This is a genomic window from Streptomyces sp. NPDC050145 (assembly GCF_044460245.1).
GTDB lineage: Bacteria > Actinomycetota > Actinomycetes > Streptomycetales > Streptomycetaceae > Streptomyces.
This window is the reverse complement of record NZ_JBITJS010000004.1, coordinates 453,375-473,732: the sequence shown is the minus strand read 5'-3', so window position 1 is coordinate 473,732 and position 20,358 is coordinate 453,375. Positions and strand designations below refer to the sequence as shown.

General features: G+C 72.9%; 18 protein-coding genes. 11 read left to right on the top strand and 7 right to left on the bottom strand.

Features of this window, described 5'->3' with window-relative positions; genetic code table 11:
• Nucleotides 1–32 precede the first annotated feature (32 nt).
• The gene (locus ACIBTU_RS11430) at nucleotides 33–1,520 is read right to left on the bottom strand and encodes an FAD-dependent monooxygenase (RefSeq protein WP_399125774.1); all 1,488 of its coding nucleotides are present in this window, start codon (nucleotides 1,518–1,520) and stop codon (nucleotides 33–35) included.
• A gap of 128 nt (nucleotides 1,521–1,648) precedes the next feature.
• Here ACIBTU_RS11430 and ACIBTU_RS11425 point away from each other — a divergent pair, with 128 nt between their 5' ends.
• The gene (locus ACIBTU_RS11425; protein WP_399125773.1) at nucleotides 1,649–2,257 is read left to right on the top strand and encodes a TetR family transcriptional regulator; all 609 of its coding nucleotides are present in this window, start codon (nucleotides 1,649–1,651) and stop codon (nucleotides 2,255–2,257) included.
• A gap of 76 nt (nucleotides 2,258–2,333) precedes the next feature.
• On the opposite strand, the gene ACIBTU_RS11420 is transcribed toward ACIBTU_RS11425, so the two are convergent.
• The 3 genes from ACIBTU_RS11420 to ACIBTU_RS11410 are packed head-to-tail and all read right to left on the bottom strand — an operon-like array spanning nucleotide 2,334 to nucleotide 4,904.
• Nucleotides 2,334–2,573, bottom strand: coding sequence for a hypothetical protein (locus ACIBTU_RS11420; protein WP_399125772.1), 240 nt, complete (start codon nucleotides 2,571–2,573; stop codon nucleotides 2,334–2,336).
• A 46-nt stretch (nucleotides 2,574–2,619) separates the two neighbouring features.
• Nucleotides 2,620–4,683, bottom strand: coding sequence for a 4-alpha-glucanotransferase (gene malQ, locus ACIBTU_RS11415; protein ID WP_399125771.1), 2,064 nt, complete (start codon nucleotides 4,681–4,683; stop codon nucleotides 2,620–2,622).
• Complete coding sequence (locus tag ACIBTU_RS11410; RefSeq protein ID WP_399125812.1) at nucleotides 4,680–4,904, bottom strand: hypothetical protein; 225 nt, start codon at nucleotides 4,902–4,904, stop codon at nucleotides 4,680–4,682. Before ACIBTU_RS11410 ends, malQ begins: the two co-directional genes overlap by 4 nt.
• A 342-nt stretch (nucleotides 4,905–5,246) precedes the next feature.
• Between ACIBTU_RS11410 and ACIBTU_RS11405 the strand changes: the two genes are divergently transcribed.
• The 4 genes from ACIBTU_RS11405 (at nucleotide 5,247) to ACIBTU_RS11390 (ending at nucleotide 10,968) form a co-directional block, all read left to right on the top strand.
• Nucleotides 5,247–8,237, top strand: a complete 2,991-nt coding sequence (locus ACIBTU_RS11405) for a beta-N-acetylglucosaminidase domain-containing protein (RefSeq protein ID WP_399125770.1) — start codon at nucleotides 5,247–5,249, stop codon at nucleotides 8,235–8,237.
• A gap of 105 nt (nucleotides 8,238–8,342) precedes the next feature.
• A complete protein-coding gene (locus ACIBTU_RS11400; protein ID WP_399125769.1) occupies nucleotides 8,343–8,885 on the top strand; it encodes a PadR family transcriptional regulator in 543 nt (180 codons plus the stop codon).
• Nucleotides 8,882–9,601, top strand: a complete 720-nt coding sequence (locus tag ACIBTU_RS11395; RefSeq protein ID WP_399125768.1) for an ABC transporter ATP-binding protein — start codon at nucleotides 8,882–8,884, stop codon at nucleotides 9,599–9,601. The genes ACIBTU_RS11400 and ACIBTU_RS11395 overlap by 4 nt, the downstream gene beginning before the upstream one ends.
• Nucleotides 9,602–9,630: 29 nt before the next feature.
• Nucleotides 9,631–10,968, top strand: a complete 1,338-nt coding sequence (locus tag ACIBTU_RS11390) for an FtsX-like permease family protein (RefSeq protein ID WP_399125811.1) — start codon at nucleotides 9,631–9,633, stop codon at nucleotides 10,966–10,968.
• A gap of 71 nt (nucleotides 10,969–11,039) precedes the next feature.
• Here the strand turns inward: ACIBTU_RS11390 and ACIBTU_RS11385 are convergent, their stop codons facing one another.
• Nucleotides 11,040–12,092: a mechanosensitive ion channel family protein gene (locus tag ACIBTU_RS11385; RefSeq protein WP_399125767.1), complete on the bottom strand. Its 1,053-nt coding sequence runs from the start codon at nucleotides 12,090–12,092 to the stop codon at nucleotides 11,040–11,042.
• 288 nt (nucleotides 12,093–12,380) lie between these two features.
• Between ACIBTU_RS11385 and ACIBTU_RS11380 the strand changes: the two genes are divergently transcribed.
• Together ACIBTU_RS11380 and ACIBTU_RS11375 are read left to right on the top strand one after the other, a co-directional pair.
• A complete protein-coding gene (locus ACIBTU_RS11380) occupies nucleotides 12,381–12,917 on the top strand; it encodes an HNH endonuclease (protein ID WP_188338904.1) in 537 nt (178 codons plus the stop codon).
• Between the two features lie 164 nt (nucleotides 12,918–13,081).
• Nucleotides 13,082–13,693, top strand: coding sequence for an RraA family protein (locus ACIBTU_RS11375; RefSeq protein WP_399125766.1), 612 nt, complete (start codon nucleotides 13,082–13,084; stop codon nucleotides 13,691–13,693).
• A 26-nt stretch (nucleotides 13,694–13,719) separates the two neighbouring features.
• Here ACIBTU_RS11375 and ACIBTU_RS11370 read toward each other — a convergent pair whose 3' ends face one another.
• Nucleotides 13,720–14,499: an alpha-ketoglutarate-dependent dioxygenase AlkB gene (locus ACIBTU_RS11370; protein WP_399125765.1), complete on the bottom strand. Its 780-nt coding sequence runs from the start codon at nucleotides 14,497–14,499 to the stop codon at nucleotides 13,720–13,722.
• Nucleotides 14,483–15,754: a hypothetical protein gene (locus ACIBTU_RS11365; RefSeq protein ID WP_399125764.1), complete on the bottom strand. Its 1,272-nt coding sequence runs from the start codon at nucleotides 15,752–15,754 to the stop codon at nucleotides 14,483–14,485. Before ACIBTU_RS11365 ends, ACIBTU_RS11370 begins: the two co-directional genes overlap by 17 nt.
• 175 nt (nucleotides 15,755–15,929) lie before the next feature.
• On the opposite strand from ACIBTU_RS11365, the gene ACIBTU_RS11360 reads away from it, so the two are divergent.
• The 4 genes from ACIBTU_RS11360 to ACIBTU_RS11345 all read left to right on the top strand — a co-directional run bounded on the left by ACIBTU_RS11360 (nucleotide 15,930) and on the right by ACIBTU_RS11345 (nucleotide 20,351).
• Nucleotides 15,930–17,099: an ROK family protein gene (locus tag ACIBTU_RS11360; protein WP_399125763.1), complete on the top strand. Its 1,170-nt coding sequence runs from the start codon at nucleotides 15,930–15,932 to the stop codon at nucleotides 17,097–17,099.
• Nucleotides 17,100–17,163: 64 nt separating this feature from the next.
• Entirely contained in the window at nucleotides 17,164–18,498 is a 1,335-nt protein-coding gene (locus ACIBTU_RS11355; RefSeq protein ID WP_399125762.1) for an ABC transporter substrate-binding protein, read from the top strand.
• 5 nt (nucleotides 18,499–18,503) lie between these two features.
• Nucleotides 18,504–19,451, top strand: a complete 948-nt coding sequence (locus ACIBTU_RS11350) for a carbohydrate ABC transporter permease (protein WP_399125761.1) — start codon at nucleotides 18,504–18,506, stop codon at nucleotides 19,449–19,451.
• Nucleotides 19,452–19,457: 6 nt separating this feature from the next.
• Nucleotides 19,458–20,351, top strand: a complete 894-nt coding sequence (locus ACIBTU_RS11345) for a carbohydrate ABC transporter permease (RefSeq protein ID WP_399125760.1) — start codon at nucleotides 19,458–19,460, stop codon at nucleotides 20,349–20,351.
• The last annotated feature ends 7 nt before the right edge of the window (nucleotides 20,352–20,358 follow it).

The window sequence follows — 20,358 nt, the reverse complement described above, 5'->3', positions numbered from 1 at the left end:
CTCCCCTTGCTCGTCCGGACGGCGCGCTGCCGTCACCGCAACGAGTATGTGGCGAACTCCGCGGGGAAATCGGTGGAGAAAACTCCCCTGTTCTCCGAGACGTTCCCCGGGGCCTTCTCCGCGACCTCGCCCGCCCACGCCACATATCCGTCGGGCCGCACCAGGAGCGCGGTGCGCCGCTCGCTCGCCCAGTGCGCGATCCGGACGCGGGCACCCTCGTACATGGTCCCTCGGGGCAGGATCAGCACGAACTCGCCCGCGCGCAAGGCCTCGTAGAGGCGGCCGCCGTCGCCGAGGAGGACGTCGGGGACGCGGGTGCCGGTGAGGCGGTGGGCGCCCTTGGGGGCCGGGTAGCGGAAGCCGAGGCCGGTGACCTGGCCGATGACCTTGTCACGGGCGGGACGGACCCGGCCGAGGAAACCGGTGAGGGCGGCGCGGGCGGCGAGCGTCCAGGGGTGCTTGGCCATCGCCATGCGCACGATGCCGCCGCTGCTGCGCAGCACGGCCTTGCCGACCGCGTGCCGCTCGGTCTGGTACGTGTCGAGGAGGGCGTCGCCGGCCCGGCCCTCGACGACGGCGGCGAGCTTCCAGCCGAGGTTCGCGGCGTCCTGGAGACCGGTGTTCATGCCCTGGCCGCCGGCCGGGGTGTGGACGTGCGCGGCGTCGCCGGCGAGCAGGACGCGGCCGACCCGGTAGGCGGGCGCCTGGCGTTCGTCGCTGTGGAAGCGGGACATCCAGCGGGCGTCGTGCATGCCGTAGTCGCGGCCGAGGGCGAGCCGGGCGATCTCCTTGATCTCGTCGAGGTCGAGGGGCTCGGAGTCGGGCACGTTGCGCGAGCGGTTCCAGCCGATGACGCGGTAGTAGCCGTCGCCGAAGGGGGCGATGAAGGCGAAGGCGTCGCCGACGGCGCTGACGGTCAGCAGGTTCTCCGGCTCCTCGGCGAGCCGTACGTCGGCGAGGACGACGGAGCGGATGACGGACTTGCCGGGGAAGGGCAGGCCGACGGCCTCGCGCACGGAGCTGCGCATGCCGTCGGCGCCGACGACGTACGCGGCGCGCAGCAGGTCGGTGCTCCCGTCGGCCCGGCGGACCCGGAGGGTGACCCCGTCGGCGTCCTGCGTCAGGCCCGTCACCTCGGTCTCGTAGGAGAAGGTGACGCCGGCGTCGACGGCGCGGCGCTCCAGGACCTGCTCGACCTCGTACTGCGGGATGACGAGGAGGTGGTCGAAGCGGGTGGGCAGGCCGGTCAGCTCGATGGAGAGGCTGCCGAACAGGCGCAGCCGGTCGAGCGGGCGGCCCTTGGCCTCGATGTCGTCGGCGACGCCGCGGGCGTCGAGCTGCTCCAGGGTGCGGGCGTGGACGACGAAGGCGCGGGAGAGGTTGCTGATCTTGTGCGGCCGCTTCTCCACGAGGGTGACGGGGACGCCCGCGGCGGCCAGGTCGCCGGCGAGGAGCAGCCCGGTGGGGCCGGAGCCGACGACGATGACGGAGCGGGAACTGTCGTGCGCGGTGCCGTTCATGGTGGCCTCCTGCGGACTTCAGATGGCGGGCCAACGGTTGTTGGCCAACGTTTGTGGGTCAACGCTTGTAGGCAAACGTAGAGCCGGGCACTGGACGTGTCAACGGGTGTTGGCCTACGTTTGTTGGCATGAGCGGGAACCAGCAGGTGAGCCAGGAATCCGAGCAGGTGGCCAAGGAACCGGCGGCCCGGCGGTCGGACGCCACGCGCGCCGCGATCCTGACGGCGGCGCGGGAGCGCTTCGCGGCGGACGGGTACGAGAAGGCGACGATCCGCGCCATCGCGCGGGACGCGCGGATCGACCCGTCGATGGTGATGCGCTACTTCGGCAACAAGGAGGGGCTGTTCGCGGCGGCGGTCACGATCGAGCTGAGCCTGCCGGACCCGGGGTCGATCCCGCGCGACGAGCTCGGCCGGACCCTCGTGCGCCACTTCCTGTCGCTGTGGGAGGAGAACGAGGTGCTCACCGCGCTGCTGCGGGCGGGCGTCACGGACGCGGCGGCCGCCGAGCGGATGCAGGGGGTACTGCGGGAGCAGCTGGTGCCGGTGGTCCTGGGCACCTGCCCGGACCCGGCGCAGGCTCCGGCGCGGGCGGCGCTGTGCGCGTCACAGGTCCTGGGAATGGCGCTGACCCGGTACGTGCTGCGGTTCCCGGGGAGCGTGGCGCTGGAGCCCGAGCAGATCGTGGACTGGCTCGGCCCGACCGTGCAGCGCTACCTCACCGCGGAGCGGCCCTGAAAACCCCGGGAACGCGCCGAGGGCGCCCGTCGCGACAGTGTCGCGGCGGGCGCCCTCGGCGGGGAAACTCTGCGGGTCAGCCCTGCTTCTGCTGCTTGCGGGACTTGTCGCCGATGATCACCAGACCGGCGATGACCAGGAACAGGACGATCGGGGCGGCCACGTAGAGGCCGAGCGTCTCGATCACGCTCAGTCCCTGACCCGGGTCGTCGCCGTCGTCGCGCGTCAGCGCGAGCGCGGGGGACGACATGAGCAGCATCATCAGCGTCGTACCGGAGGCCAGGGCGCCGGCGCGCAGGGCGTTCTTCTTGTCCACGGTGCCAACGTAGCGAACGCGCGAACGGGTCGCGCGTCCGGGGGGCCTATAAGTGGCCGTGCGGGTGGAACTCGGCGAGGAGGGCGTGGGCCCGGGGAGAGGCGGTCAGGGCCTCCAGGGTGACGGGACCGCCGTCGGGGCCGGCCACCGGGAGGCGCCAGTTCGGGTACTGGTCCCAGGTCCCGGGGACGTTCTGCGGGCGCCGGTCGCCGACCAGGTCGGGGAGCCAGATGCCGACGAGCCGGGCCGGGGTGCGGGCCAGGAAGCGGTGCACGGCCCGCACCGCCTCCTCCTCGCCCGACTCCGCGCCGCCGGGCAGCAGTCCGAGCCGGGCGAACAGGGCGAGCCACTCGGCCGTCTCGGCCGCGGCCCGCGCGGGACTCTCACCGGCGAGGCCCAGCCGCTCGCGCAGCCGCACGTCGTCGCCGGACAGACGGGCCGCGGTGGACGGCAGGTCGTGGGTGGTGGCCGTGGCGACGCAGTCGGCGCGCCAGCTCTCCGGCGGCACGGGCCGCCCGTCGCCCTCCCAGTCCCGCTCGAACCAGAGCACGTTCGTGCCGAGCACCCCACGCTCGCGCAGCGTCTCGCGCACGCCCGGCTCGACGGTGCCGAGGTCCTCGCCGATGACGTACGTGCCCGCGCGCGTCGCCTCCAGGACCAGCACGGCGAGCATGGCCTCGGCGTCGTAGCGCACGTACGTGCCCTCGGTCGGGGGCCGTCCCTCGGGGATCCACCAGAGCCGGAACAGGCCCATGACGTGGTCGATGCGCAGGGCGCCCGCGTGCCGCATCAGGGCGCGCAGCAGGGCCCGGAAGGGGGCGTAGCCGCCGGCGGCGAGGCGGTCGGGGCGCCACGGGGGCAGGCCCCAGTCCTGGCCCGCGGCGTTGAAGGCGTCCGGGGGCGCGCCGACGCTCATGCCGCGGGCGAAGACGTCGGACTGCGCCCAGGCGTCGGAGCCGCCCGGGTGCACGCCGACGGCCAGGTCGTGGACGAGCCCGACGCCCATGCCGGCCTCGCGGGCCGCGCGCTGGGCGGCGGCGAGCTGGGTGTCGGTGAGCCAGGCGAGACGGCTGTGGAAGTCGACGCGGTCGAGCAGGGCGCGGCGGGCCTCGGCCGTCTCGGGCGAGCGGGGGTCCTGGAGCGGGGCGGGCCAGGTGCGGCGGTCGGGGCCGTGGCGCTCCGCGAGGGCGAGGTAGGTGGCGTGGTCCTCCAGGGCGGTGCCCTGTTCGGAGAGGTAGTCGCAGTAGGCGGCGCGGCGGCCCGGCGGGAGCGGCACGCCGTGGATCTCCTCGAGGACCCGCTTCTTCAGCTCCCACACAGCGTCCCGGTCGATCGGCTCCCCGTCGTCGAGCACGGCGTGCCGCAGCCGCGCCGCCTCCTTCCGGTCGCCGGCCCGCTCCCCCGCGTAGGCGTACTCGGGGATCTCCTCGACGCGCAGGTGCACGGGGTCCGGGAAGCGGCGGGAGCTGGGGCTGTACGGGGAGGGGTCGCCGGGGCCGCCCGCGTGCAGGGGGTTGACCTGGAGGAAGCCGACGCCGTGGGTGCGGCCCGCCCAGGCCGCGAGGTCGGCCAGGTCGCCGAGGTCCCCCATGCCCCAGGAGCGGGCGGAGAGCAGGGAGTAGAGCTGCACGAGGAGCCCGTGGGTCCGGCCGGGCGGCAGCGGGGCCCGGGGCGGGGCGGCGATCAGGTGGACGTCGGCGGTGCGGCCGTCGGCGGTGCGGACGTGGAGCGTGTGCACCCCGGGCGGCGGCTCACCGCCACCTCCCGGCCCGGCCCGGTCTCCCGTATCTCCCGCGCCGCCCGCACCTCCCACCTCACCCGAGACTCCCGCCTCGCCCGCCTCGCCCGCCTCGCCCGCCTCCAGCGTCAGGGACCAGCTCGAACCCTCGGGGAGCCGGTGCTGCCAGGCCGGGGGCGTGCCGTCCAGCCACCACACGACCGTCGGCGGGAGCAGGGGCTCCGGGGCGGTCGGGCGCGGGGCCGAGGCGTCCACGTCCAGAGCGGCCAGCGCCGCCGTCACCGTCGCGTCGGGCGTGCGGATCGTGCGCCCCGGGGCGGGGGCGTAGGAGGTGGCCACGCCGTGGTGGGCGGCGAGGCGGGTCAGGTTCACCCCGCGGCCAGGCCGCTGGGGGTCGGCTCGGAGGTGAGCGGGGCCAGGTCGGCCAGCGGCGGCTCGGAGGTCAGCGGGGCGTAGTCCGCGAAGGGCGGCTCGCTCGTGAGCGGCGCCTCGGAGGAGCAGGTGGTGGTGTCGGTGCCGGGCATCGCGTCGGGCATCGAGAGGTGCGCCTGTTTGGACAGGGCCGAGAGCAGAAGGTGTGCCGATGCGGCCACGGGGGCCTCCTTCATCGTCATCGTCGTGGGTCCGTCCTGGACCTCCGTGAGTCCCGAGCCCTACCCAGCGCTCGCGATCGCAGACCTTTCCGGGGGTCCGACGTGTCGCTGGTCACATTGTCCACGACGAAAGGATCGCGGCCACAGACCCCGCGAAACCGGAAGTCCTGCGGCCGCCCCACCTCGCCCGACAGGGCAATTGCGGCACAACGGCCACGGGCGTTGACACTCCGGCCCGGACAGTGGTGGGCTCGGTAGTCACCCTGGGACGCTCCTGTCCCACCGACCGTCACCAGCGGTCGTCCACCGACCGGCGTCCGCCGACCCACGAGGGAGTAAGCCGTGCAGCTCCGGCGCAGGAGGAGGGCGGCCGCCGTCGCCGTCGCCGTCATCGCGGGGACGCTCGGCGCGACGGGCACGGCGGTGGCCGCTCCCCCGTCCCCGCACACCACCGCGGGCAAGCCGGAGACGGAGTCGGACGCGGGCCTGCCGGCGGTGTGGCCGCGCCCCCAGTCGATCCGGGCGGCGGACGGCGAGGGCGACAAGGTCAGGGTCCCGGACAGCGTGACGCTCGTGGTGCCGCCGGGCTCGGACCCGTACGCCGTCGAGCTGATCGTGAAGACGCTGCGCGGCGCCGGGGCGCGGGACGTGCGGCAGGCCCCCTCGGCGTCGGACGTGCCGGACGGCGCCGGGCTCGTGGTGCACACGGGCGCGGCCGAGCCGCGCGACCGCACGCGGGTGCCCGCCGCCCGCGACCCCCGCACGGGTCCGCCGGACTCTCTGGAGGGGACGCTGCGCGCGCTCGGCGCGACGGCCCGCGGCGATCTGCCCGCGGGCGGCTACCGGCTCGCGGCCGGACGCGCCGGGGGCCGGCCGGTGATCGCGATGGAGGGCGTGGGGGCCGACGGCCTGTTCCACGCCGCACAGACCTTCCGGCAGCTGGTCGACGGGCGCGAGGTCGCCGGGGTCGTCGTGCGGGACTGGCCGGGCACGGCCGTGCGCGGGCTCACCGAGGGCTTCTACGGCACGCCGTGGACGACCGAGCAGCGCCTGGCGCAGCTCGACTTCATGGGCCGCACCAAGCAGAACCGCTATCTGTACGCGCCGGGCGACGACCTGTACCGCCAGGCGCGCTGGCGCGAGACGTACCCGGCGGAGCAGCGCGCCGCCTTCCGCCGGCTCGCGGAGCGGGCCCGCGCCCAGCACGTGACGCTGGGCTGGGCCGTCGCGCCGGGCCAGGCGATGTGCATGTCGTCGGACGCCGACGTCAAGGCCCTCAACCGCAAGCTGGACGCCATGTGGGCGCTCGGGGTGCGGGCGTTCCAGCTCCAGTTCCAGGACGTGTCGTACAGCGAGTGGCACTGCTCGGCGGACGCGAAGAAGTTCGGTTCCGGGCCGAAGGCGGCGGCGCGGGCGCAGGCGAAGGTCGCGAACGCGGTGGCCCGGCACCTGGCGGACCGGCACCCCGGCACCCCGCTCTCGCTGATGCCGACCGAGTACTTCCAGGACGGCTCGACCGCGTACCGCACGGCGCTCGCCGCGGACCTGGCGGACGGCGTGGAGGTCGCCTGGACGGGCGTCGGCGTGGTGCCGCGCACCATCACGGGCAGCGAACTGGACCGCACCCGGCGGGCGTTCAGCTCCTCGGGCGCCGCGCACCAGCTGCTGACGATGGACAACTACCCGGTCAACGACTACGCGCAGGACCGCATCTTCCTCGGCCCGTACACCGGCCGGGAGCCCGCGGTGGCCTCGGGTTCGGCGGCGGTCCTCGCGACGGCGATGGAGCAGCCGGCGGCGTCCCGGATCCCGCTGTTCACGACCGCGGACTACGCGTGGAACCCGCGCGACTACCGCCCCCAGGAGTCCTGGAAGGCGGCGATCGACGACCTCGCGGGCGGCGACCCGGGCACGGAGGCGGCGCTGACCGCGCTGGCGGGCAACGACGCCTCGTCGGTCCTCGGCGCGGACGAGTCGGCGTACCTGAAGCCGCTGCTCGCCGAGTTCTGGCGGGCCCGTACGACGTCGGACACGAAGCGGAACGCGCGGGCGGCCAAGGAGCTGCGCGGCGCGTTCACGGTGATGCGGCGCACCCCGCAGACGCTCGACTCGACCGTCCTGGACGCCGAGGTGCGGCCGTGGAGCGACAAGCTGGGCCGGTACGGCGCGGCGGGCGAGACGGCCGTCGACATGCTGGACGCGACGGAGCGCGGGGACGGCGCGGCGGCGTGGCGGGCCTCGAAGCGGCTCGGGGCGCTGCGCACGGAGCTGAAGCGGAGCCGGGTGACGGTCGGCAGGGGCGTGCTCGATCCGTTCCTGGACCGGGCGCAGCGGGCGTTCGAGGCGTGGGCGGGCACCGACCGGGCCGACGCGGCGCACGGCACCGGGGCCGAACTGCCGCGCCGGCGCGCCCTGTCCACGGTGACGGTGCTCAGTGAGCCCGGCACCGGCGGCACGGTGGAGATCCATGTGCCGGGCGAGGGCTGGAAGCGGCTCGGCGCGGTCGCGGACGACGGCTTCACGGAGCTGGACGCGCGCAAGACGCTCGCCGACGGGATCCGGGTGACGGGTGCGGACGGGGACGCGGGCCGGGTCGAGCGCATCGTCCCCTGGTACGCGGACGCCCCGGCGGCGTCGTTCTCGCTGGCCCGCACCGAGGCGGACGCGGAGATCGGCGGCGGCGCGCAGCGGGTGACGGCGCGGCTCACGTCGCAGCGGCCCGGCGGGGTGCGCGGCACCGTGACGGCGAAGGCCCCGCACGGTATCGAGGTGCGCACGCCGAAGCGGTCCGAGCTGCCGCGCGGCGCCCGGGTCGACGTGCCCGTGGAGGTGTCGGTCCCGGCGGGCACCCCGGCCGGGGTCTACGAGATCCCACTGACGTTCGGCGACGAGACCCGCACGGTCGCGGTCCGCGCCTTCCCGCGCACGGCGGGCCCCGATCTGGCCCGGGCCGGCAAGGCGTCCGCGTCGGCGGAGGAGACGGCCGACTTCCCGGCCTCGGGGGCCAGCGACGGCGACGCGGGCACCCGCTGGTCCTCGCCCGCCGAGGACGGCGCGTGGTGGCAGGTGGAGCTGGCCGAGCCGGTCCGGCTCGGGCAGGTGGTGCTGCGCTGGCAGGACGCGTACCCGGCGGCGTACCGCGTGCAGACGTCCGGGGACGGCCGCACCTGGCGCACGGCGGCGACCGTGCGGGACGGGCGCGGGGGGCGTGAGTCGGTGCGGATGGACGCGAAGGACACGCGGTTCGTGCGGGTCGTCGGCGACAAGCGGGCGACCAAGTACGGGATCTCGCTGTGGTCGGTGGAGGCGTACGCGGTGGCCCCGGGCCACTAGCCGGGCTCCCGCGCTCGCCGGGTAACCGGAATCATCATTCCCACTTTGGGCCGCGTCGCGCTCGACTATGTACTCAGTACCTATACCGCGTACATACTGATCCTCATGAGTACCCGCCACGTTCTGCTCGGCCTGCTCGTCGCCGAGCCGCGCCACGGCTACGAGCTGAAGCGACGCCACGACGAGCGGTTCCCGCAGGCCCGCCCGCTCGCGTACGCGCAGGTCTACACGACGCTCCAGCGGCTGGTCCGCGACGGGCTCGTGGAGGTCGAGGGCACCGATTCCGACGGTGGCCCCGAGCGCACCCTGTACCGCGCGACGGAGGAGGGGACGCGCGAGCTGCTCGGCTGGGCCGGGGAGCTCACCCCGCCCGCCCCGCACGTCGCCAACGAGATCTTCGCCAAGGTCGTCGTCGCCATCCTGCTCGCGGGCCGGGGCGCCGATCCCGCCGCCCAGCTGCGCGAGCAGCGGGAGGCGCACATGGCCCGGATGCGTGAGCTCACCGCCGTGAAGACCGCCCCGGGCGCCGATCTGACGGCCGTCCTGTCCGCCGACTACGCCCTCGTCCACCTCGACGCCGACCTGCGCTGGATGACCACCACCGCGGCCCGGCTCACCACACTGACCGCGGAGGTCACCTCAGCATGAGCACACTCCTGGCAGCCGAAGGCCTGACCAAGACGTACGGGAGGACGCCCGCGCTGCGCGGCGCCACCGTCACGGTCGCGGCCGGAGAGGTCCTCGCCGTCACCGGTGCCAGCGGCAGCGGGAAGTCGACGCTGCTGCACTGCCTGTCCGGCCTGGTCCGCCCAGACGCGGGCACGGTGACGTACGGGGAGCGGCGGCTCGACGGGCTGGACGCGGAGCGGCTGAGCGAGCTGCGCCGCACCGAGTTCGGCATCGTCCTGCAGTTCGGCCAGCTCGTCCCGGAGCTGACCGCGCTGGACAACGTGGCGCTGCCGCTGCTGCTCGCGGGCCGCCCGCGCGCGGCGGCGCGGGCCGAGGCGGACGCCTGGCTGGAGCGGTACGGGGTGCGCGGGCAGCGGGAGCTGCGGCCCGGCGAGATGAGCGGCGGCCAGCAGCAGCGGGTCGCGCTGGCCCGCGCGTCAGTCACGGAGCCGAAGGTGATCTTCGCGGACGAGCCGACGGGCGCGCTGGACTCCCTCGCCACCGAGCAGGTCCTGACCTCGCTGGTCCACCTGGCCCGCGAGACGCACACGGCGGTGGTTCTGGTGACGCACGAGGCCCAGGTGGCCGCCTACGCGGACCGGGAGGTGCGCGTGCACGACGGGGAGGTGCAGGACGCCTCCGGTGCCGGTACCGGTGCCGTGGAGGTCCCGGCCGGATCGGAGGCGGCCCTGTGAGCCTTCTCTCCGATCTGCGCCTCGCCCGGATGCTGACGCGCGGCGCGGACCGCCTGGAGCGGCGCCGGGCGGCGCTGACCGTGCTCGGGGCGACCGCCGCGAGCGGGTTCGGCGGGGCGGCGCTCACGCTGGTCGCGACCTCGGACCGTGCCCGCTTCCCCTTCGGCAACGGGCTGCTGGACGGCGCCGGGACCCGGCACGGAGTGATCGCCGCCCTCGTCCTGCTGCTCGTGCCGGTGCTCGGCTTCCTCGGGCAGTGCGCGCGGGTCGGCGCCGTGCACCGGGACCGGCGGCTGGCCGCGCTGCGGCTCGCCGGGGGCGGGCCGCGCCAGGTGCGGCGGATCGCGGCCCTGGAGACGGGCGGCGCCTGCCTGGCGGGCGCGCTGATCGCCGCAGCCGGGTTCGGGGTCGGCGTCTGGCGGATGGAGCCCGTGACCGGGTTCGGCGCCTGGAACGGCGACAGCGCGCTGATCGCGGCCGCCGCCATGGTCGTCGCCATGCCCGTGCTCGGGGTGCTGGTGAGCGCGTTCGCCCTGCGCAAGGTCGTCGCCTCGCCGCTCGGCACCGTGCGACGGCAGCGGCCCGGGCGCGGCCCCGGCCCGGTGCTCGGCTTCGCGGTGCCCGCGCTCGTGGTGCTGGCCGCGGCGGCGCTCGTCCTGCTCGGCGGCCGGCAGGGCTCGACGACCTCGCTGCCGCTGTTCGTGATCGGAACCGTGGTGCTCACCGGTGCCGCCGCGATCTGGACCGCCGGGGCGTCGGCGCGGACCGTCGGGCGGCGGCTCGGGGCGCGCACCGAGCGGCCCTCGGTGCTGCTGGCCGCGCACCGGCTCCAGGAGGACCCCTGGGCGGCCTCGCGCAGCCACGCCACGCTGGTGCTGGTCACCGTGGTCGGGGTGGGCTTCGCCGGGATCGCGGAGATCTTCGTCGAGGGGCTGCACCGCTCGCAGGCCGCGGGCACGCTCGGCATGGACATCGGCTACTACACCTTCGGCCTGTGGCTGACCGCCGCGGCCGTCGGCGTCGCCCTGCTGATCAGCCTGGCCGGGCTCGCCGTGGGCACCGCCGAGTCCCTGTCCACGCGGCGCCGGGCGCTCGCCGCGCAGGCCGCGGCCGGGGTGCCGCGCCGGGTGCTGACCCGGGCGCTGCTCCTGGAGACGGCGCTGCCGCTGGCACCGGGCCTCGTCCTGGCCACGGTCGGCGGCACCGCGATCCACGTGGCGTACGCGTTCCTGCTGCACATGCCCGTGCCGTGGGCGCTGCCGCTCCTGGTGCCGGTGGCCGTGTTCGCGGTCTGTCTGCTCGCGGCGGCGACCGCGCTGCCGCTCCTGACCCGCTCGCTGAGCCCGGAGCAGCTCCGGGTCGCCTGAGCCGGACACGCACGAAGGGGCGCCCGGAGAGAGACTCCGGGCGCCCCCAGGCGCGTCGTACGCGCGTGTGTCTACTTCGCCAGGTTCGGCTGTATCGGCGCGGTGGCCAGGGACTGCGGCGAGGTGGTCGACGCGTACGCCGACGGGGCCGACATACCGGCCGACGGGTCGCCCTCCGCCGCCTCCGCCTGCTCGGGGACGCGGCCGACGATGCGGATGCCGGCCGCGTCGAAGGCCCGCTTCACGCGCCAGCGCAGCTCGCGCTCGACGGACAGGGCCTTGCCCGGCATCGTCTTGGCGCTGACCCGGACGACCATCGAGTCGAGCTGCACGCTGTCGAGGCCGAGGACCTCGACCGGGCCCCACAGCATCTCGTTCCACGGCTCGGACTTGCTCATGTCCTCGCCGACCTCGGTCAGCACGGCGCGCACCTTGTCGAGGTCCTCGTCGGAGCGGACGGTGACGTCGACACCGGCCGTCGCCCAGCCCTGGGACAGGTTGCCGATCCGCTTGACCTCGCCGTTGCGCACGTACCAGATCTCGCCGTCGGCGCCCCGCAGCTTCGTGACCCGCAGGCCGACCTCGATGACCTCGCCGGAGGCGACGCCCGCGTCGACCGTGTCCCCGACGCCGTACTGGTCCTCGAGGATCATGAAGACGCCGGAGAGGAAGTCGGTGACGAGGTTGCGCGCGCCGAAACCGATCGCGACACCGGCGACACCGGCCGAGGCCAGCAGCGGGGCCAGATTGATCTGGAAGGTGCCGAGGATCATCAGGGCGGCGGTGCCGAGGATGACGAACGAGGCGACGGAGCGCAGCACGCTGCCGATGGCCTGCGAGCGCTGCCGCCGGCGCTCCACGTTGACCAGCAGGCCGCCGAGCGCGGTGCCGTCCACGGCCTGGGCCGTGCGGTTCATGCGGTCGATCAGCTTGGTGATGGCCCGCCGTATCGCGACGCGCAGGACGGCGGCGATCACGACGATCAGCAGGATGCGCAGTCCGATGCCCAGCCACGTGGACCAGTTCTGCTCGACCCAGCTGGCGGCCTGCCCGGCCTGCTCCTGGGCGTCCTTGAGCGTGGGCTGGGTGTCGGCGTCCGCGGCCGACAGGACGGACAAGATCACGGCGGGTACCTCCAGGCGTTGCCATCTGCCCGCCTCGGGGGAACGCGGCTCAGGGAACAGGAGCGGGCAGACCCACCACACTAACGGGGCATTGTGTGTGGATCGTTGTCATGTTCGAGGGAGAGACCGTGCTCACCTGGGGATGAACGGAATGCGGTCGACATGTGGTCGAAAACACTCCCAGCCCGTTACGTGGACATGGTGGCGCCATGACCAGGCATGAGGGGAGACTGACTACGAGATCGTCCCGGCGCGAGCCACGCGCCGCCGGCGTACAAGGAGGCATCCGTGCCGCATGTCCTGGTCCTCAACGCGTCGTACGAGCCTCTCGGCGTCGTACCGCTCCGCCGCGCGCTCGTACTCGTCCTCGAGAACAAGGCCATCTGCCTCGAGGAGTCCGGCGCCTTCATGCACAGCGCGACACGTACCGTCCCCGCACCCAGCGTGGTCCGGCTCAAGCGGTTCGTCCGGGTCCCCTACCGGGGGCCCGTTCCTCTGACGAGGCGGGCGCTGTTCGCCCGTGACGGCGGCCGCTGCATGTACTGCGGTGGCGTCGCAACCAGCGTCGACCACGTGATCCCGCGCAGCCGCGGGGGACAGCACGCCTGGGACAACGTGGTGGCGTCGTGCCGACGCTGCAACCACACGAAGGCGGACCGGCATCTGGTGGAGATCGGCTGGCGCCTGCGCCACAAGCCGGCCCCGCCCACCGGTCTGGCCTGGCGCATCATCGGGACCGGGCATAGGGACCCGCGCTGGCTGCCGTACCTGCAGCCGTTCGGCGCGGACGAGGCCCTGGCCCGGATCGAAGGCATCTCCGCCTGACCATCGATCCGGGCTTCTGCGTTCTCGGGGGCCTTGTCTCCTGGAGGCCTCGAAGGGCCGCGCACCCTCGGGTGCGCGGCCCTTCGCCGCGCCGGTACCTTCCTCTCCCGTCCTGTCCCTGCCGTCCTGTCCCTGCCTTCCTGTCCCTTGCTTGGAGTGCCGCGATGACCTTCACCGAGATCCCCACGACCACGCTGGCCGACCTGCTCGGCCGCGACCAGGTGCTGGATCTCGGCATCAGGGCGCTGTGGGGCCCGGGCCCGCGTCTGGCCGGGCCCGCGTTCACCGTGCGCTGCCCGCCCGGCGACAACCTGATGCTGCACGCCGCGATCCACCGCGCCGCCCCGGGCTCGGTGATCGTCGTCGAGTCCGGGGACCTGGAGTACGCCCTGGCCGGGGGCAACGTGTGCGCGGTCGCCCAGCGCCGCGGCGTCGCCGGGTTCGTCCTGGACGGCGTGATCCGCGACATCGCCGAGATCCGCGAGGCGGGCTTCCCGGTGTACGCGCGCGGCGTCGTGCCGATCCCGGGCGCGAAGAAGGCCGTGACACCGCTGAACGAGCCGGTGCGCTGCGGGGGCGTGACGATCGCGGCGGGCGACATCGTGGTCGCCGACGAGGACGGCGTCGTCGCCGTGCCGGGCGAGCGCGCGGACGAGATCCTGGCCGCCGCCCGGGCCAAGCTGGCGAAGGAGGCGGACCAGTCGCTGGACGACTGGGAGGCCGACCACCGCGCCCGCATCGACAAGCTCCTCGCCGCGGGCGCCTTCACCGGCTGACCGGAACGGCGGGACGGCCTCCGCGCTCACACGGGGGGCAGCAGGTCGCTGTCGCTGATCGTGTACGTCAGCTCCGGGTACGCGAAGTCCGTCTCCCTGTTCTCGCGGCGGCGCAGCGCGTAGAACTCCCGGCGCTGCTCCTCGTCGGCCCGTGTGAGGCGGGTGGCCCCCGGGAGATGCGGGTGGCCGTCGCGGAAGCGGACGCGGGTCTTCGAGGTCCGGTAGGTCACGCCCAGCCAGCGATTCTCCACGGACCGGTCGGGGGTGTCCAGGACGATGCGGTGCCGCAGGCGGCGGTTCGTCTCGACGGAGAAGACGAGGACGGTGTTGTGGGCGAGGGGGATCGTGTGCGGCCCAGGTTCGGAACCGCCGTCGGCCTTCGGCTCGACGATCAGCTTCCTCGGCGGGCCCGCCTCCGGATGCTCGTAGCAGGAGAAGACGGCGATGAACGACCCCTCGGCCAGGTCGAGGGCCTGGTCGGAGTGGGCGCCCATCTTGGAGTAGGCGTTCGTGTAGCTCTCGATGAGGGCGTTGTCGAGGGTGGTGGGGAGCCCGGCGGCTTCCTGGATGCGTCGTGCCAGCCGTTCGTGGACCGCACGGAAGCGCTGCGCCGGGCGGTCGTACCGCGTGGTGGTGCGCACGAGCGGGACCCCGCCCGTCTCGTCGGGCCGGGTCAGGACGGCGCCCAGCCGGCCCTTGCCCACGTCCTCCCAGTCGACCGAGGAGAACAGCTCCGCGAAGGGGTTCTCCTCGGCCGGCAGGGCGTACGAGCGGACGGCGTCCGCGAGGTCAGGCCCGGGGGGCAAGGTAGTCCCCCGCGTTCATGCTGAAGAGGAACGCGTCGCCGTACTCGATGAACGACGTGGTCCGGTTCTCCGCCGCGTACCGGCTGCGCAGCTCCTCCATGCCCGCCTCGGTGGGCTGCTCCAGCTCGACCAGGTCACCGGCCGCCTTCCGGAGGTACGTCCGGCCGTCCTTGTGCACGGCTTCCGTGCCCGAACAGCGCACGACGTACCCCAGCCGCGTCGGAAGCCGCTCAGCGTCCAGCGCCGCCGGCCGGATCTCGTGCGTGTACAGGCGGTTGGTCGACAGCGGCATGAAGAAGACGGAGCCGGGATAGAGGGTCAGCGTGAACCGGTCCGGGAGCGCTGCCTCGTCGCGCTCGGCGGCCGGGTCCTTGAGGCGGAAGTGGAGCCGGGTCAGTCCGCTGGCGCGCTTCACCCCGTGGTCGAAGGGGTCGTCGGCCATGGGCTCCAGCTTGTCGAGCCCCTCGTAGAAGGTGCAGAAGGCCATGACTCCGTTGACCGGCATGTCCTTGGTCTTGTCGGCGTGGGACGAGATCCTGGCCTTGGACTGCTTGCGCTCGGGCGTCGCGGCGGTGTTGTGGTAGGTCTGCGCGAGGACGTGGTTGAGCGGCGCGTGGTCCCGGAAGACGTCCGCGGCCTCGCGGTTGAGCGCCCCCACGATCTCGGTGTCGGCCGGGCCGAAGCCCTCGGTCGGCCCCGACAGGTTCGTGGAGCACCGGAGCAGGCGGAAGTGCAGCGCGCCGTCGTCGTCGCGCGTGACGGGCGTCAGGTAGATCCCGCTGCGGTGGGCGCTGCCCGCCTTGTCGGACTCCGTGAGGGACTGGAACGTGTGCTCGGCGCGGATCCGGCCGAAGTGGTCGTCGTCGAGCGCGAAGTAGCGCCGGTAGAAGACGCCCACGCCGTGCACGCGTACGGGAACCCGGCCCGCGTCGACGACGGGCCAGGAGGCGTCCGCGTCCTGGGCACCGCCCCGCGACAGCTCACCGACGACGAACACCCGGTCGGCCGCGCGCAGGCGGGAGGCGCTGATCGCGGCGAGGTCGCCGCTCAGGTACACGGTCTTCCCGGCGAGGTCGGGCGCGTCCGACGCGAGCTCCTCCGGGGTGATCACGGCTCCGAAGAAGTCCCTGAACGCGTCGTGGCCGTGCAGGTCCGCCGGAGCGACCAGGAGGTTGGCCCCGTCCTCGATGCGGGCCTCGACGCCGGCCTCGGTCCGGGCTTCAATTCGGGCTTGTGTCAGCTCAGTTGTGTCCATCAGACCTGAATGCTCGCACGGGCGCCGAACCCCGGGCAACGCGTTTCGCCGCCCCTGCCCGGGTAACGACTTGGTTGCCCCGGGGCCGCCCCCTATTGACGCCCCCTTCACCCGCGCCATACCTTGCCCGCATCCAATAGGAAACTTTCCTAACAGTGCGCCGAGGAGGCAGGACATGGCCGGGACCCCCGGGACGCCGAGCGTACTGCGCGTCATGAACGACCGCGCCGCGCTCGATCTGCTCGTCGCCCACGGGCCCCTCACCCGCACCCGCATCGGCGAGCTGACCGGCCTGTCCAAGCCGACGACCTCGCAGATCCTCGGGCGGCTCGAAGCGGCCGGGCTCGTGCGGACCACCGGCAGCCAGACCGGCCGGCCCGGGCCGAACGCGACGCTGTACGAGATCGATCCCGGCGCCACGCACGTCGCCGGGCTGTCCGCCGACCCGACCGGCCTCACCGCCGTCGTCGCCGACATCACCGGCACCGAGCGCGGCCGCTGCCGGGTCGAGGCGCACGCGCTCGCCGACGACGTCCCGCACCGCACCGCGCGCCTCGTCGCCGAGGCCGTCGACGGCGCGCTGGAGCAGGCCGGGCTCGGGCACGACGACCTCACCGCGACCGTCATCGGCACCCCGGGCGCCATCGACCCCCGCACCGGCGAACTCCGCTACGCCCCGCACCTGCCCGGCTGGCACTCCCGCACCCTGCACGCCGAACTCGCCGAGGTCCTCGGCACGCCCGTCTCCATCGAGAACGACGTGAACCTCGCCGCCGTCGCCGAGCAGTACGAGGGCGCCGCCCAGGACCACGACGACTTCGTGCTCGCCTACGTCGACGAGGGCGTCGGCGCGGCCATCGTGCTCAACGGCACCCTCCTGCGCGGGGCCACCGGCGGCGCCGGCGAGATCGGCTACATGCCGCTGCCCGGCGCCCCGCTCGCCCGCGGCGGCACCGGCGCCTACGCGCGCGAGGACGCGGGCGGCGGCTTCCAGAGCCTCGTCGCCTCCCCCGCCGTGCGGCAACTGGCGGGCGGGGTCGAGGACCTGAGCGCCGCGTTCGCCGTCGACGGCGTGCTCGACGAGGTCGCCCGGCGGCTCGCCACCGGCCTCGCCGCGATCGTCGCCGTCGTCGACCCCGAACTCGTCGTGCTGTCCGGGCAGGTGGCCCAGGCGGGCGGCGACGCCCTGCGCGCCCGCGTCGAGGAGGAGCTCACCGGGCTCGCCCTCCCCCGCCCCCTGCTCCGCATCAGCGAACTGGACGGCGACCCCATCCTCACGGGCGCGCTGCGCTCCGCCCTCACCCAGGCCCGCGCCACCGTCTTCGACACCTCGCGCACCACCTGAGCAACCCCTCCTCCTTCGCCTCCGGCCCCACCCCGACTCCGTCCTGCCCAAGGGAGACTCCGTCATGCCCGCTCGTCGCCCCACAGCCGCCGCGCTCGCCGCGACCGCGTCCCTCGCGCTGTTCGCCACCGCCTGTACGGGCACCTCCTCGTCCGGCGCGGACGACGACGCGTCCGCGGAGACGACGATCAACTTCTGGCACGCATGGTCCGAGCCGTCCGAGCTGAAGGCCGTGAAGTCGATGGTCTCCGGGTTCGAGAAGGCGCACCCGAACATCCACGTCAACGTCGTCGGCGGGATGACCGACGACAAGATGAACCAGGCGCTGCGCGCCGGCGGCGACAAGGCCCCCGACGTCATCTCGTCGTTCACCACGAACAACGTCGGCAAGTTCTGCTCGTCCGGCGCGCTCGTCGACCTGAACCCGTTCTTCGAGAAGTCGGACATCGACCCGGCGACGACGTTCCCGAAGGCGATGAACGAGTACACCCAGTTCGACGGGAACCGCTGCGCCGCGCCGCTCCTCGGCGACGCGTACGGCCTCTACTACAACAAGGACGCCTTCAAGAAGGCCGGCATCAAGAACCCGCCGAAGACCTGGACCGAGTTCACCGAGGACGCCAAGAAGCTGACGATCGACGACGGCGACAGCTACAAGCAGCTCGGCTTCATGCCCAACTACCACGGCTGGGAGTCGACGACCGAGCACTACTTCGGCCAGTTCTCACCGACGTACTTCGACAAGAACGGCAAGTCGCATCTCGCCGAGGACCCCGCGTTCGAGGAGGGCTTCACGCTGCAGAAGAAGCTCGTCGACACGCTCGGCGGCTTCAAGAAGCTGGAGACGTACCGCTCCAAGCTGGGTGACGAGTGGGGCCCCAAGCACCCGTTCCACACCGGTCAGGTCGCCATGCAGCTCGACGGCGAGTGGCGGCTCGGCATGGCCGAGAACACCAAGCCGGAGTTCGAGATCGGCATCGCGCCGCTGCCGGTCCCCGACGACCAGGCGGACACGTACGGCAAGGGCTACATCACCGGCACCATCGCGGGCATCGCGGCCACCAGCAAGAAGCAGAACGCCGCCTGGGAGCTGCTGAAGCACATGACCACGGACACGGATGCGGTGGTCTCCTTCGCCAACGACATCCACAACGTGCCGTCCACGCTGGCCGCGCTCAAGTCGCCGAAGCTGAAGTACGACCCGCGCTACAAGACGTTCCTCGACATCGCCGCGAACCCCGGCTCCACGACGACGCCCGCCTCCGTCAACGGCGGCACCTACCTCGCGACCATCCAGCAGTTCGGCTACGACTACGAGTCCGGCAAGGTCACCGACCTCAAGGCGGGCCTGAAGAAGACGGCCGCCCAGATCGACACCGACATCGCACAGGCCAAGTAGGACAGATGAGCTCCCACACCCACGTGCTGCGTGCGAAACGGCGCCGCTCGGCGCTGACCACAGCCGCCTTCATGTCCCCGTGGCTGATCGGCTTCGCGGTCTTCTTCGCGTACCCGCTGATCTCGACCGTCTACTTCTCCTTCATGCACTACGACGGCTTCAGGCCGCCGACGTTCAGCGGCCTGAAGAACTGGAGTTACGTCTTCCAGCACTACCCGCTGTTCTGGCCCGCCCTGCGCAACACCCTGTGGCTCGTCGTCGTCATGGTGAGCCTGCGGGTGCTGTTCGGGCTCGGCATCGGCATGCTGATCACGAAGATCAAGACGGGCGTCGGGGTCTTCCGCACGCTCTTCTACCTGCCCTACCTCGCCCCGCCTGTGGCGGCGACGATGGCGTTCGCGTTCCTGCTCAACCCCGGGACCGGGCCGGCCAATTCGATCCTCGAATCGATCGGCCTCCCGGCGCCCGGCTGGTTCAACGACCCGTCCTGGTCCAAGCCGGCACTGACCATGCTCGCGCTGTGGGGCGTCGGCGACCTGATGGTCATCTTCATGGCCGCGCTGCTCGACGTCCCGAAGGAGCAGTACGAGGCGGCGGAGCTGGACGGGGCGTCGCCCTGGCAGCGGTTCCGCTTCGTGACGCTGCCGAACATCTCGCCGATCGTGCTGTTCGCCGTCGTCACCGGGGTGATCCAGACGATGCAGTACTACACGCAGCCACTGGTCGCCGGGAAGGTCGCCTCCGGTGTCATCCAGGGAGCGGGCACCCAGTTCGAGCCCGGCTATCCGGACAAGTCGACACTGACGCTGCCGCAGCTCGTCTACAACCTCGGGTTCCAGCGGTTCGACTACGGCTCGGCCTGCGTGGTCGCGCTGGTTCTCTTCGCCCTCTCCATGGCGTTCACGGCTCTGCTGATGCGCCGCAAGAGCGGCCTCATGCAGGCAGGTGACTGACCGATCATGACTCAACTACTCGACAAACCAGTGCGGTTGGAGACCCCGGTCACGCCCGCCGCGCGCAGCGCACGGCGCCGCGCTCTCCTCCAATGGATCGCCGTCCACGCGCTCGGCATCGCCGCCGCGCTCTTCTTCGTGCTTCCCTTCGTGTTCGTGGTGCTGACGTCGCTGATGAGCGACAGCCAGGCGCTCAGCCGCGACCTGATCCCGCACACCTGGGAGTGGGGCAACTACCGGAAGGTCTTCGACACCCCGGGCTTCCTGACCTGGTGGCGCAACACCTTGATCTACGCGGGTCTGGGCACCGTTCTCACGGTCGCGTCCTCGATCCCCGTGGCGTACGCGCTCGCCAAGTTCCGCTTCCGGGGCCGGAACCTGTCGCTGATGCTGGTCATCTCGATGATGATGCTGCCACCCCAGGTCATCGTCATCCCGATGTATCTGTTCTGGGCCAAGCAGCTGGGCCTGTCCGGCACGCTGTGGCCGCTGATCATCCCGATGGCCTTCGGTGACGCGTTCTCCATCTTCCTGCTGCGGCAGTTCCTGATGACGATCCCGAACGAATATCTCGACGCCGCGAAGGTCGACGGCTGCGGCGAGCTGAAGACCCTGGTGCGGGTGGTGCTGCCGATGGCGAAGCCCGGCATCGCCGCCGTGGCACTGTTCCAGTTCTTCTACGCCTGGAACGACTACTTCGGGCCGCAGATCTACGCGTCCGAGAACCCGGGTGCCTGGACGCTGAGTTACGGCCTGGAGTCCTTCAAGGGCGCGCACCACACCGACTGGAATCTGACGATGGCCGCGACCGTGCTGGTCATGGCTCCCGTGATCCTCGTCTTCTTTTTCGCACAGAAGGCCTTCGTCGAAGGCGTCACCCTCACCGGAGTAAAGGGCTGAGAACCGA

Coding starts and splice junctions, on each gene's coding strand:
- ACIBTU_RS11430 (WP_399125774.1), bottom strand. CDS start 1,520: ATGAACGGCACCGCGCACGACAGTTCCCGCTCCGTCATCGTCGTCGGC.
- ACIBTU_RS11425 (WP_399125773.1), top strand. CDS start 1,649: ATGAGCGGGAACCAGCAGGTGAGCCAGGAATCCGAGCAGGTGGCCAAG.
- ACIBTU_RS11400 (WP_399125769.1), top strand. CDS start 8,343: ATGAGTACCCGCCACGTTCTGCTCGGCCTGCTCGTCGCCGAGCCGCGC.
- ACIBTU_RS11395 (WP_399125768.1), top strand. CDS start 8,882: ATGAGCACACTCCTGGCAGCCGAAGGCCTGACCAAGACGTACGGGAGG.
- ACIBTU_RS11390 (WP_399125811.1), top strand. CDS start 9,631: ATGCTGACGCGCGGCGCGGACCGCCTGGAGCGGCGCCGGGCGGCGCTG.
- ACIBTU_RS11375 (WP_399125766.1), top strand. CDS start 13,082: ATGACCTTCACCGAGATCCCCACGACCACGCTGGCCGACCTGCTCGGC.
- ACIBTU_RS11365 (WP_399125764.1), bottom strand. CDS start 15,754: ATGGACACAACTGAGCTGACACAAGCCCGAATTGAAGCCCGGACCGAG.
- ACIBTU_RS11360 (WP_399125763.1), top strand. CDS start 15,930: ATGGCCGGGACCCCCGGGACGCCGAGCGTACTGCGCGTCATGAACGAC.
- ACIBTU_RS11355 (WP_399125762.1), top strand. CDS start 17,164: ATGCCCGCTCGTCGCCCCACAGCCGCCGCGCTCGCCGCGACCGCGTCC.
- ACIBTU_RS11350 (WP_399125761.1), top strand. CDS start 18,504: ATGAGCTCCCACACCCACGTGCTGCGTGCGAAACGGCGCCGCTCGGCG.
- ACIBTU_RS11345 (WP_399125760.1), top strand. CDS start 19,458: ATGACTCAACTACTCGACAAACCAGTGCGGTTGGAGACCCCGGTCACG.